Source organism: Chryseobacterium sp. UNC8MFCol (genome assembly GCF_000482305.1).
Lineage (GTDB): Bacteria > Bacteroidota > Bacteroidia > Flavobacteriales > Weeksellaceae > Chryseobacterium > Chryseobacterium indologenes.
In genome coordinates, this window is record NZ_KI535290.1 from 243,469 (window position 1) to 255,891 (window position 12,423).

General features: G+C 37.9%; 10 protein-coding genes. 2 read left to right on the top strand and 8 right to left on the bottom strand.

All coding sequences use genetic code 11. The features are described 5' to 3' along the window. Nucleotides 1-8: 8 nt before the first annotated feature. The 4 genes from M030_RS0115390 to M030_RS0115410 form a co-directional block, all read right to left on the bottom strand. Nucleotides 9-587: an NAD(P)H-dependent oxidoreductase gene (locus tag M030_RS0115390; RefSeq protein WP_027374309.1), complete on the bottom strand. Its 579-nt coding sequence runs from the start codon at nt 585-587 to the stop codon at nt 9-11. Next, nucleotides 584-1,606, bottom strand: a complete 1,023-nt coding sequence (locus tag M030_RS0115395; RefSeq protein WP_027374310.1) for a saccharopine dehydrogenase — start codon at nt 1,604-1,606, stop codon at nt 584-586. Before M030_RS0115395 ends, M030_RS0115390 begins: the two co-directional genes overlap by 4 nt. Nucleotides 1,607-1,660: 54 nt before the next feature. Continuing rightward, complete coding sequence (locus M030_RS0115400; RefSeq protein ID WP_027374311.1) at nt 1,661-2,230, bottom strand: Crp/Fnr family transcriptional regulator; 570 nt, start codon at nt 2,228-2,230, stop codon at nt 1,661-1,663. Nucleotides 2,231-2,869: 639 nt separating this feature from the next. Further along, nucleotides 2,870-4,639, bottom strand: coding sequence for an aminopeptidase P family protein (locus M030_RS0115410; protein WP_027374312.1), 1,770 nt, complete (start codon nt 4,637-4,639; stop codon nt 2,870-2,872). 594 nt (nt 4,640-5,233) lie between these two features. On the opposite strand from M030_RS0115410, the gene M030_RS0115415 reads away from it, so the two are divergent. Continuing rightward, nucleotides 5,234-5,671 (top strand): DUF6526 family protein, encoded by a 438-nt coding sequence (locus M030_RS0115415; RefSeq protein WP_027374313.1) that lies wholly within the window; start codon nt 5,234-5,236, stop codon nt 5,669-5,671. A gap of 199 nt (nt 5,672-5,870) precedes the next feature. After that, the gene (locus M030_RS0115420) at nt 5,871-6,977 is read left to right on the top strand and encodes a DNA topoisomerase IB (protein ID WP_027374314.1); all 1,107 of its coding nucleotides are present in this window, start codon (nt 5,871-5,873) and stop codon (nt 6,975-6,977) included. A gap of 136 nt (nt 6,978-7,113) precedes the next feature. Here M030_RS0115420 and M030_RS0115425 read toward each other — a convergent pair whose 3' ends face one another. The 4 genes from M030_RS0115425 to M030_RS0115440 all read right to left on the bottom strand — a co-directional run bounded on the left by M030_RS0115425 (nt 7,114) and on the right by M030_RS0115440 (nt 12,392). Further along, nucleotides 7,114-8,001, bottom strand: coding sequence for a helix-turn-helix domain-containing protein (locus tag M030_RS0115425; protein ID WP_027374315.1), 888 nt, complete (start codon nt 7,999-8,001; stop codon nt 7,114-7,116). 106 nt (nt 8,002-8,107) lie between these two features. Continuing rightward, nucleotides 8,108-10,351 (bottom strand): TonB-dependent receptor, encoded by a 2,244-nt coding sequence (locus M030_RS0115430; RefSeq protein WP_027374316.1) that lies wholly within the window; start codon nt 10,349-10,351, stop codon nt 8,108-8,110. Between the two features lie 219 nt (nt 10,352-10,570). After that, a complete protein-coding gene (locus M030_RS0115435; protein ID WP_027374317.1) occupies nt 10,571-11,458 on the bottom strand; it encodes an urea transporter in 888 nt (295 codons plus the stop codon). Between the two features lie 232 nt (nt 11,459-11,690). Then, entirely contained in the window at nt 11,691-12,392 is a 702-nt protein-coding gene (locus M030_RS0115440) for a membrane protein (protein WP_027374318.1), read from the bottom strand. Nucleotides 12,393-12,423 lie beyond the last annotated feature (31 nt).

Below are 12,423 nucleotides of genomic sequence, written 5' to 3' on the forward strand. Positions count from 1 at the left end.
TTCTTATATTATTTTTGTTTTTGACCCAATTTTTTAACTTTCTTCAGCCATCCATTTCGCTGTTCCTCTTTAGAATTTCTGATAATCCCCACATAGGTTACCCTAACCGGTTTTACGCCACAATATTCCAACGTTGATTTTTTAAGCTGATTGACACTGGGTCTTCCGAAGAATAAACGATAATACCAACCCGGCTGATCCAGGGTTGTGATAATATGACCTGTTTTTCCTTTCAGAAGCTTATCCCACCACACAGAATTTTCCCTTAATTTGTAAGCCATTCCCGGTAAAAAAAGCCGGTCGACAAACCCCTTTGTAAGGGCAGGTAAACCTCCCCACCAAACAGGATGTATCCAAACCAGATGATCAGCCCATTGTATAATTTCCCAGGCTTTAACCAAATCCGGTTCTAGCTCCATCCGTCTTTGATAACCGAATTGAAGATTCGGATTAAATTTTAAATCTTTAACAACAATTTCTTTCACCTCAGCACCCGATTCTTGGGCTCCGTTTTTATAAGCGGCTGCCATTCCGAAATTGAAAGAATCTTTATTGGGGTGGCCGTTGATAATGGCTATTTTTTTCATTGTGTTATTTTTATATTGATCGTTTCATATGAATTCAACTGGGTTAGTAAAGCTAATGATTCATGCAGCTGGTGGCTGAAATAGACCTTATTTTGATGAGGATTTCTCAATAGTTCTTCGGTATGCAGTACCGCTGATAAAGCCGTCAGTTCCGCTTGTCCTTTTGTGCTTTGCAAACTCAATTTTTTATAGCCTTGCTGATCTTTTACGACTATTTCAAAAACCGACTGATCTCCATTTCCGCTGGAACCGAAAATCATTTTTCTTTCTTTTAAAGACAAAATATTAAAAATCCTGAGGTATTGAAAAGTCCCAAGCAGCCAGGTAATGAATTTCGAATTATAGGTCATCTTTACGCTGACATCCGGAACCCTTTCTACTTTATTGAAAATATACAGATCGGGAACATCAAAGTTATACGCCTGCCGTTTTCCTATTCCAAAAGAGAAGTCATAATATTCTGTATTCAAAAAGTGACGAATAGAAACCGGCTGGTCATTCTGATAGCGATAAAAAGGAACGGCTACATTTTCTGCCATAAAATGAGCTGAACTTTCTCCTGCGAGATCTTTCACTGAATAGTACACGAAAAGCTTCACTTCCTCTGCCTCTGCATTGTCTGAAATAGCATTCACCAATCCGGGAACGATTCCTCCCATCCATCCTGAGCTGAATACAATCCTGCTGTTCACCTCATGACGTGTTGCCATGTCATAGGCCCGGACAAGGTCAGGAGTTGGTTTGGTAATATCTAGATAGTCAATATTATGCTTTATGGCAAACTGAAGAATATGATCGGATTTATCATTGACAGAAAGAATAATCAGGTTAATTTTATGATCGGTAATTGTTTTAAAAGTACCGGGATCGGTAACATCAACTTTTAAGTCTTTACCTGTTTTTCCGCCCTTTCGACCCCCGATAAAAATAGTAAACTGAGGGTTTCTTGTTTGAAGAATCCGCGCTATTGTTTTACCCACTAAACCGTTTCCTCCAACAATAAGAATATTTTGTTCCATACGTTTTTTTTGACAAAAGTAGAACGCTGGAGGCTCGGTCTGCAGGACAAATGTCTAAAAAGAAATTTCTTTTCTGATCCTGCTCAAATGTCTTTGTGTAATTCCCAGATAAGAAGCCAGATACTGAAGCGGAATATTCTGAATGTAATCGGGATGATTTCTCACAAGGGTTTCATACCGTTGGGCAGCAGTATCTCTTTGAAGCTGAAAAAATCTGTTCTCAAGTTCAAGGTATTCCTGTTCGGCAATGATTTTTAAAAACTTAATCCAGTTGATGTTTTCCTGCACCATCTCATCTACCGCTTCTTTTTTTAACACCATCAATTCTGCATTGTTAATGGCCTGCATATTCTCCCTGCTCAGACTATCGGAGATGAATGATGAATAAGCCGCCATCATTGTATTGGGAAACCTGAAACAATACGTCATATCTTTTCCGTCATCAGCAAGATAAAAAGAACGGAAAATCCCTGATTTTATAAACGCCACCTCTTTGCATCTCTCACCTTCCTGTACAAAATATTCATTTTTATTCACTTTTCTTACTTCAAAAAGCTGCAGAAATGCGTCTATTTCATTTTCTGAAAATAAATTGAAACTCTGAAAATAATCTTTTGTATTCATTCTTAATTACTGATGCTTCCTGATTGTTTTCTGCGAAAATAAATAAAAAACAGGAATTTTTTAAATCAGGGTGTTTAAGCGAGGGAATGGATGGAGAGGTTGGAATATTGAAAACTATCCCATTTAAATATAACGTAAAGTCTTCACTCTTCCTGCGAATCATTACAGGGAAAGGGTGGAATCAACTTCGCTGATTCTGTCTAAGGGCATACACATCCATACAGCTTCATCAGCAACTTTGTCGCTTTCTTAGCCCCTCATCAATAAGGAAATCGAATTCCTTGCTTAACTTTAACTTTCTGTAAAGTCCCAAAATTTTATGCTTGATCCTTTTACTTCCGTCGCTTTTTACCGTTTTTGACCTCTACAAAAAAGACCACCCCAGGACGAGATGATCTTACTACCGTTTTGAATTTACTAAGTTATATATGAAGATATGAATGATGTTTTTTGGTAAGACAAAGATAGGCTGCCATTTGATTTTCTGTCTCAGGGGAATCCCTAAAATTTTATCCGTAAAAATACGGTTGTGGGATAAAAAAAGCCCTGCAAGTAATACTTACAGGACTTTAAATTATCTAACAATTATTTTGTTTAATAGCTAAATTTCAATGCTTTTTCATTGAATTTATCTGGATATTACAATGGGCTTACCAATTCTAAGAACCATTCTTTTATTTCTCCTTCCAGATATGGGCCTATTTTTTCTTCACAGGTCTTGTGATATGCATTTAACCACGCTATTTCTGTTTCAGAAAGGATTTCTTTTACCACTGTATCTTTGAAGAACGGGCAGAATGTCAAAGTTTCGAATTCATAAAATGTTCCATGAATTGTTTTTTCTGCGTCTTTCACCGCAATCAGGTTTTCGTGACGAATCCCATAATGCCCTTCAAGGTAGTATCCCGGTTCATTCGAACATACCATTCCGGGAAGAAGATCCTGTGCGTTCAGGTCTTTCCTGATGCTCTGAGGTCCTTCATGAACATTCATAAAGCTTCCTACTCCATGACCTGTTCCATGGTTGAAGTCTTTTCCTTCCATCCACAGCGGCAGTCGTGCAATAGCATCAAGGTGTACACCTTTGGTTCCTTTCGGGAATTTCACCATAGATAAACGGATCAGTCCCTGTAATACCAATGTTGAATTTCTTTTAAACTCATCAGAAGCCGTTCCTAAAGCAAAAGTTCTCGTAATATCCGTTGTACCTTCAAGATACTGACCTCCGGAATCTACCAGAATAGTCTCTGCATTAGTTACCTCTTTGCTGCCTTCTTTCTTGGCAGAATAGTGCATGATGGCCCCATTATCTTTATACCCTATGATAGAACCGAAGCTTTCTCCTACAAAGTTTTCTCCTTCAGCACGGAATCCTCTCAGTTTCTCACCGATAGAATATTCATTCATAGCCTCTTTTCCAGCATTGTGAGTCAGCCAGTATAAGAATTTTACCATAGCCACCCCATCTCTTACCATCACTTTCCTGAAACCTTCAAGCTCAGTATCATTTTTCTGGGCTTTCATCAGGTTACCCGGCACCGGTGCTTTGATGAATTGGTTGTCTGCTTTTAACATTTCAACAATTTGTTGGTTGGTATTTGGAGAAACCAATACTGTTTCATTTTTGAAGCCTTTCAGATAAGTATAGAATTCTTCGTAAGGCATCATTTTTACGAAAGCATCATCCATTTGTTTTCTGGCTTCCACTTCCATTTTTTCAAGGCCTGTAAAAAGAACTGCATCATTTTTTGTGATCACGATGTATCCAAGGAATACAGGGTTGCTCTGTACATCGCTTCCCCTTAGGTTTAATGTCCAGGCTACGTCATCCAAGCTGGAAATAATATGAACAGTTGCTTCCTGCTCCTCCATTTTCTGACGAATCGCTGAAAGCTTATCCGCTACCGATTTACCGGCTCTTTCAACGGGCTGTATGTAAATAGGATTCTCAGAAGGCGTTCCTCTTTCTGTCCAGACTTGTTTTAAAAGCGGAAGATCAATAAGACTTATATTTTTTGCATTGAATTTTTGAGAAAGGAGTTCCCAGTTGGCATTGGATGCAGCTAATGCATTAACCGCCACTTTACCGCCATTGGGAATTTCTGAAATAATCCAGTCGATATAATTGGGGGTACCTTCAATACCGTCTTTGAAAAGATCGATTCCTGAACCGTCCAATTCAATTGCGGCTTGGGTAAAGTATCTTCCGTCAGTCCATAAACCTGCTTTATCTTTAGTAATTACCACAAATCCGGCAGAACCTAAAAACCCTGACAACCAGGCTCTTTCCTGCCATTCTTCAGGAAGATACTCACTCATATGCGGATCCGCAGAATATACTATAAATGCATCAACATTATTTTTCTGCATTTCTTCACGAAGCGCAGCAACTTTTTCCTTTGAAGTCATTCTTTTCTTTTTTTTGAACACCGAAAGTTACGAAAAAATTAAAGTCAAAAGCTTAAATCAGCACCCTATTTTCCACTATAACATGTTATTTTTTTGGTAATAATTATTTGAAATCCTGATAATGTAATTTTCGGAGTACTGTTGCTGATTATTTAACCACAAAAGGCACAAAAGTTTTTGAACACTTAAGGTATTTTAAGTGACAAACTTTACGCATAAAAAGGACACGAAAGTTTTTGAAAATCTCCGATTTTCTCTAAAGTGAAATTATCCTATTCAGTAGCATTATCAACTTTCTCAAGTGAACTACAGTGTTAAAAATATAGATTATATATATGTTCAATGTACGGAAGCAAAAAAATCTGTGTAATCTATTTTATCTGCGGGAAAATAAAACCATAAAAAGCACAAAATGTTTGGAATACTTTAGTTTTTTGGAGTTAAAAACAAATTACTTCTAAATTTATAAAACAAATTCTGCAAAAACATTAAAATTTCAAACATATTTAATTAAATAATATATTTCTATTAAAAAAAACTACCACATTATCATTTTTATAGATTTTTGGAAAGATTATTGCAGCGTTCTACCTTATGAAACAGCAGAACTACAAGAATCACAGGAAATTTTATCCTCCTCATCATTTTATATACCTTCCTTTATTAATAATACTGGAAATTTTCGGATTATATAAAATATGGAATGATCCTCAGAATCCGCTGATATGGATTCTGTTTTCCGTGGTGATCTTTCTGCTTTTTTATCTAGCGATAATGATCAGGCAGCACTATGCTTTGGGGCTCCAGAACCGTATTGTTGTTCTTGAGTTTCGACAACGTTATTATGAAATTTTCAATCTCAGCTCCGATGAAACCGTTGAGAAATTAAGATTTGACCAGATTGCAGCCCTTCGTTTTGCTTATGATGACGAATTCAAAGAGCTTTTGTACAAGGCTCTTCACGAAAATATTTCGGGAGATGAGATCAAAAGATCCATCAAGAACTGGAGAGCTGACCGAAGCAGAATTTAATAAACACCAAAAATATTGAACTATGAGAAAATGGAGCTTTTACAGTATAACCATATTAAGTTTGCTGACACTAACAAGTTGTGAAGCAGTAGGAACAATTTTTAAAGCCGGAATGTGGTGGGGAATCCTCTTAGTCTGTGTAATTGTAGTGATTCTTTTACTGATTTTTTCGAAGGGTAAAAACTCTTAACCATGTTTTATGGAGAAGAACACAGATTTAGAGATCATTTCTCATTTAAAGCCATCAAAGATTGTTAAAATCATGAAGGACCCGGAAGCTTCTGCAAAGGCGGTACATCTTGTATATACCACCGATGCAGAATCCGCCGGAATTACGCGTAAGAAAACCGGAAAAAAATATTCCTATTATAAGGATGGTGAAAAAATCAAAGATAAGGATGAAATTACCAGGATCAATAAACTGGTGATCCCTCCCGCCTGGGAAAACGTGTGGATATGCGCACTGGATAACGGCCATCTTCAGGCCACAGGTTTTGACATCAAAAAAAGAAAACAGTACCGCTATCATCCATTATGGAGTGCCCTGCGAAACCATACCAAATTTTACAGGATGCTTCAGTTTGGCTATGCCTTACCCGAAATGCGACTTCATATGGAAAAGGACCTTGCTATAAGGAGCTTTGAAAAACGGAAGATACTGGCATTGATTGTAAGCCTTATGCAGAGAACTAATATACGTATCGGTAATAATGTATATGAAAAGTTATATGGCTCATTCGGACTGACTACTCTAAAGGATAAACATGTACAGGTTAAAGGCCAGAAAATTACTTTTTCATTTAAAGGCAAAAAGGGAATCATGCACCATATTGACCTGAGAAGCAAAAGACTGGCAAGACTGGTTCAGAAATGTAAGGATATTCCCGGGAAAGAACTTTTCCAATATCTTGATGATGAAGGAAACCGACATTCTGTAGATTCGGGAATGGTGAATGAGTATATCAAAGAAATAAGTGGTGAAGATTTTACTGCTAAAGATTTCAGAACCTGGTCCGGAACGGTTAGTGCCCTGATTGCTTTTAGAGAAATAGGATATGCAGAAAGCAACACCGAATATAAAAAGAAAGTTAAGGAAGCTTTGGACATTGTTGCAGAACATTTGGGCAACACTTCCGCAGTATGCAGGAAATATTATGTACATCCACTAGTTATCAATCTTTACGAAAACAATACCATCAAAAAATACCTTGATGAATTGGAAATCATTGAAGAGAATGACGGAAAGGCAGACCTTACAAGAGAAGAAAAGCTTGTCCTCAAGATTCTTGAGAATGAAAAGATGTAATGTTTGGAAGAGGGAAGCTGGAAGTACTACAATACACTATTGTTATGAATGTCGTTTTTAAAAGCCACTTCACTTAAAAGGCTAAACTTTAATATATAGAGTAAAATACTTCCATCTTCCAGCCTTTAGTTTCAGCCTACCCATTAATCCTGTTCTGCAAAAACTGAGTTCTGTACTCTTTCGGAGTAATTCCTGCAATCTTTTTGAAAAGCTGTGTAAAATGGCTGGCGGTATGAAAATTCAATTCATAAGCTATTTCAGCAATATCTTTGCTGGAATGTAAAAGTGCTTTACTGTAATTGATATCAATCTCATTGATCCATTGTTTAGGAGATTTTTGAGTCACTCCTTTCACACATTTATTCAAATAACTCTCTGTAACCGATAATTTATCAGCATAAAAAGCTACCCGTTTCTCACAGACATGGTACTTAAACAGAAGGTCCCTGAACTGCAGCGACAGCTCCATGGGACGTGTAGCCGATTTATGATGGGTATCAGAATCCGTGCTCAGCATCTTGATTAAAATCAGGTGAAGCATGGTCACCACTACATCGTTGATATTGAGGTTATTCAACCAGAGTTCCTGTTCCATAATCGGAAGAAGCTGGGTAATGGTTCCGTAGGTTAAGCTATCCAGATTCAGAAAAGGGGTCATGAAGAAGATACTGCTCTTATGTTTGGGGAGCTCCTGCTCAGAAAGGATATTATTTTCATAGGCCAGAAAAAATCCTTCAATATCATCGGATAATTCTACCGTGGCGGTTATTGTTCCTTGTTTGATGAAGATAACGCCGCCTTTTTCAGCGTGATATTCTTTATTTTCAAGGTACTGTCTGATATGACCGTTGGTCACGAAAATGATAAAATTAAAAGTCGTACGGTACGGAATCACCGGCATCAGAATTCCCTTAAGATAATTCTCTATGCGATAAAGTTGTATATCCGCATTATTGGCTAATATTTTCTCAGTGATATTGGGGAGAAAAAGCTTTTTATACTGAAAATTGGATAATACCTCCATATCTGATGTAATGATTAATTAAAATTAGACAAAATTTGTAATGTAGAAATCGAAGAATTTGAAAATTTGAGGATGTGTGAATTTGAAAACCTCAAACCCTCAAACTCTAAAACTTATAGTACACTCCTACTCTTACTCCAAACGGGCTTCCCGGAGTATAGGTAAGATCTGTGATAGGTTCTGCTTCACCTTTTAGCTGGGTTTCTGTCGCAAATTGGGCTTCATTCCACTTTACATTAAAAAGGTTATTCAACTGAATATTTGCCCCCCATTTCTGGCGATTGTATGAAAGCATCAGATCGTTCACAAAGTACGCCTTTGTTTTGATGCTGTTGTCTTCCACCGCCGGTCTTGAGCCAAGATAACGGTACTGAAGTCCCAATGAAAAACCATCAAGAAAATCCCAGTTTACCGATCCTGTACTCGTCACGACCGGAGCCAGCGGAACATAATCCTGTCCTTTTTCCTCTTCAAGAAACCGGGCATGAGAATAGTTGATATCCGCATTCAGATAAAAATTTTCTAATGGCTGGAAGCGAACTCCCAAATCTGCACCGAAGCGTCTTGACTTCCCTGAAGGTTCTACTACCGCATCATCACCCACATAAACAAACTCCTGCTGCAGATCCATAAACCATACTGCCGGAGTAATAATCAAGGATTTGAAAGGATGCAGTCTTACTCCAAAATCTGCCCCGATTGAGTATGGAAGGGTATTTTCGTTTTTATTCGGAACAACAACTCTCAAGTCGTTGGAATGGAATCCCATTCCTGTTTTTAAAAACCACATTACATTATCATTCTGGGCGTATGAAAAATTAAGCTTCGGGCTTAATCTTGTAGCTTCTTTTGACTGTCCGGAAGGTAATTGTTCAGGATCCAGAAGGTTGTGCATATTAAAAATAAAGTGATCTACCCTTAATGCTGGATTAATGGTCCATTTTCCTGTTTTCCAAACCAGACCTGAGTAAGCATGAAGATTCGTCTCTGTTCCGGTAACATCAGACATTCTGTCTAATAATACATCTCTGTGATAAACGTGATTAAGCTGTAAGGTATTGATATCATCGTTTCTTAACCCAATTCCTGAAGTCCAGTTTAATGAACTGTTGGCGAGAGAGAACGTTTTGGTATATTTTACTTCGGCTCCGTAGATATTTCTTCCGTCGGTCTGCTGAATTTCATCCCCATGATCTTTATCTTTCAGGTTAAAAGTAAAGTCAGAAAACAGGTTAAAATTATATTTTGAATAAAAAGCCATCGCATCAATCTGCTCAGAAGGAGAGATCACGTGTTTAAAATTCATCTGAATATTTGTTCTTGAAGTTTTTCCGCCCTCGGTAGGATCTATACTTCCCCATCTGCCAATGATGCCTTCATCTACAGCGCGCTCCGGAATCTGTCCGGAAGCATTCCATGAAGAGTTGAATGTTGAAAACTGAATATTAAAATAATCATTGTCCGTCAGCCATTGATTATATTTTCCAAAAATATTGACTCTGTTGAAATTCTGCTTTACATCAAAAGGACCGTCCGTATAATTGTATTCCGCTGCGATATAAGCATTTTTCCTTCCAAGATCATCATGAAGAATATTGAACATTCCTAACAGTCTTTTTGAATTAAAAGATCCTCCTTCCAGTTTAATCATACTGTTTTTAATCCCGTTATATGTTTGGAAATCAACATACCCTGCGGTATTAAAATCACCCCGATCCATATAATATGCTCCTTTTCCGAAATCAATATTATTAACCGTTTCAGGAATCACAAAGTGAAGATCGGAATAGCCCTGTCCATGAGCATGAGATACAATATTCACCGGCATTCCGTCTACGTTTACGCTTACATCGGTACCATGGTCGGCATCAAATCCTCTTAAAAAAAGCTGTTCTGCCTTTCCTCCTCCGGCATGTTGTGCAATAAATAATCCCGGAACTTTTCTCAACAGGTCCTGTGCTGAATTTACGGGAAATTTATTCAAATCCACTTTTGTGATAGCTGATAAGAACGAGCTGTGATTGATAGCCACTTCAGAAATCTGAAAAGGTTTATGTTGTAAAAAAATAACTTTATTTTTATCATCATCACTGATTACCCACTTTACCTCATCATATCCCGGGCGGCTGATCACCAGTGTATCCGGAAGAGATTTTACAGGAATGGCAAATGTACCGTCTGATCCTGTATGCGTGTGATTGTTTCCGTGATCATATTTTACCAATGCATCCGCAATCGGGAATTTATCATCAGCATCTTTGATTAGCAACTGCTTTTCTGCTTCCTGCGCCATCATTTTTCCACTGAATGCCATGATTAGAAATGCCGCTGCTATTGTAGTTATTTTCATTTTTTGTTTTTAGTTAAATTATAAATTAGAGAAGATAATAGACGAAGATGAAAGACAAGGAATTCAGGATTTGCATTTAACCTTATTTGTCAATATTGAATTTTGTTTTGCAAATGAATCGTCAATTGCTATTGAAACGGTAACAGTCTCACTATTGAATTTTGAATGATTCTGCCTTTCGCTCTCAGACTCTCAGATCCCCTCACTCTCAAACCCAGCCTATCCTTTTGCTTTACGAAATACTCTCTGAATCAACAGGGTAATCCATGTTCCGGCTACAAATGGGAATGTAAATACTCCCCCTACTGCATCCAGGTAATGATTATCAATCAGGAAATCATCAATAATTATGGTTAAAAGAACAGCGATCAAAACCCATAACCCGTCTGTTTTTTTGATCCCAGAAAATACAATGGCTGAAAGAACAGCATTAAAGCCGAATAACCCCATGTGAATCTCTTTTACAGGTTCCCCATTCAATTGTGAAAGTCCTGCTCCAAGAATCGATGCTGCAAGGCCGTACAAAGCAGCTATCGGCGAGCTGATAAAAACGGCAATGAAGAAAATCATTCCTGAAAGTACACCACCCTGGAATATGACTTCACCAAAACCATTGGTACAGGTAAGAAAATCATCATATTTTGTAGAAACTACCTCAGCGTTCAACATCGCAGATGGCGGAATATGGGTAAAGTGGTGCAACGTAAACACCAATACCCAGGTAATGATAATAAAAGGAAAAGTGAATACCGGAATTTTCTTTTGGATAAAGAAATGTTGAATAACCGCAGCCAATGCCCCACCCAGTATAATAAGAATCCATATCAGCCATGTAGTTTCGAACAGAAAGGCTAGTGCTACTCCTACCAGCGCTGCACTGAAGCCATATAATCCGGCGTCAATTTCTGATCTGTTATATTTTAGCTTCATTGCAGTAAAAGTTCCGGCTGCTGTTGAAAGCAACACCGCTACTCCACACTGCCAGCTTCCCATAAAGATTCCTACCAGGAACAGCAACCCGGTCCATCTGTTTTCCTGAAGCATGATTTGCCCGATTCCTTTTAAAATATGATCCAGAAAAGGGAATTTTTTGAAAAATTCGTCCATAGTTTTTTTAATTGTATTAATGATTGTAATTAGAGAGATGAGAGATAACAGACGAAGAGATGAGAGACATTGTAGACTTAAAGGTCAATGATCAATTTTGCTTCGCAAGTGAATGGTGAAGCAAGAAAAAATCCTCAATCATCAGTGAAAGGATGATAAACCTGAACTTTAAACTTTGAACCTTAAACATTCTCCCTCTCAAACGCTTCTGCTCTCAAACCCTTAAAATCGTTTACCAGCCCAGAAAAACCATTCCGATTCCGCAGACTGTTACCACCGCACCGCTTACTACTCCCATATATCTTTCCAGCTTTTCGGTATTGAATAATGTTGAATAGCCATAGCGTCCCAAAAGAACCATTCCAAGCATCGTCAATACGGTAGTGATGGTAAACGAAGTCACCAAAACTGCAATTTCAGACATAGAATGTTTGACCCCGGAATAGAATAATAACGGGATTAAAGGTTCACTGGGTCCCATTACGAAGATCATAAAAAGAACAAGCGGGGTCACTTTTATTCTTTTTTGAGGCATTACCATTTCACTGTGATTGTGTTCGTACACATAGACCTCATCACCCATGACATCAAAATGTTTGTGAGGTTTATTCCTGATTGCCTGGATAAGGCCATACACCAGATAAACGCCTCCAAAAATAAGCAGCGCCCATCCTGAAAAATTACCTCTGATATCCTGAAACCACGAAATTTTATTCAGCTGCCACCCCAAAAACACCCCGATAAAACCTAAGATCAGAGAGCTGAAAACATGCCCGAAACCACAGACAACGGTTAAGATCGCTGTTTTCATTCCGCTCCATTTTTTAGATTTTGAAATTACGATGAAAGGCAGGTAATGATCCGGCCCTGAAGCAGTATGTATAAAACTTATTGAAACGGCACTCAAAAGAAGCGCCCAAACTGTACTATCCATTTTTTAATTTATTTTTTCAGTAGCCTTGTAA

What these genes read in the sequence shown, in the direction of transcription:
- M030_RS0115410 (WP_027374312.1), bottom strand. Translation starts at nt 4,639, where the DNA reads ATGACTTCAAAGGAAAAAGTTGCTGCGCTTCGTGAAGAAATGCAGAAA.
- M030_RS0115400 (WP_027374311.1), bottom strand. Translation starts at nt 2,230, where the DNA reads ATGAATACAAAAGATTATTTTCAGAGTTTCAATTTATTTTCAGAAAAT.
- M030_RS0115435 (WP_027374317.1), bottom strand. Translation starts at nt 11,458, where the DNA reads ATGGACGAATTTTTCAAAAAATTCCCTTTTCTGGATCATATTTTAAAA.
- M030_RS0115430 (WP_027374316.1), bottom strand. Translation starts at nt 10,351, where the DNA reads ATGAAAATAACTACAATAGCAGCGGCATTTCTAATCATGGCATTCAGT.
- M030_RS0115390 (WP_027374309.1), bottom strand. Translation starts at nt 587, where the DNA reads ATGAAAAAAATAGCCATTATCAACGGCCACCCCAATAAAGATTCTTTC.
- M030_RS0115415 (WP_027374313.1), top strand. Translation starts at nt 5,234, where the DNA reads ATGAAACAGCAGAACTACAAGAATCACAGGAAATTTTATCCTCCTCAT.
- M030_RS0115420 (WP_027374314.1), top strand. Translation starts at nt 5,871, where the DNA reads ATGGAGAAGAACACAGATTTAGAGATCATTTCTCATTTAAAGCCATCA.
- M030_RS0115425 (WP_027374315.1), bottom strand. Translation starts at nt 8,001, where the DNA reads ATGGAGGTATTATCCAATTTTCAGTATAAAAAGCTTTTTCTCCCCAAT.
- M030_RS0115395 (WP_027374310.1), bottom strand. Translation starts at nt 1,606, where the DNA reads ATGGAACAAAATATTCTTATTGTTGGAGGAAACGGTTTAGTGGGTAAA.
- M030_RS0115440 (WP_027374318.1), bottom strand. Translation starts at nt 12,392, where the DNA reads ATGGATAGTACAGTTTGGGCGCTTCTTTTGAGTGCCGTTTCAATAAGT.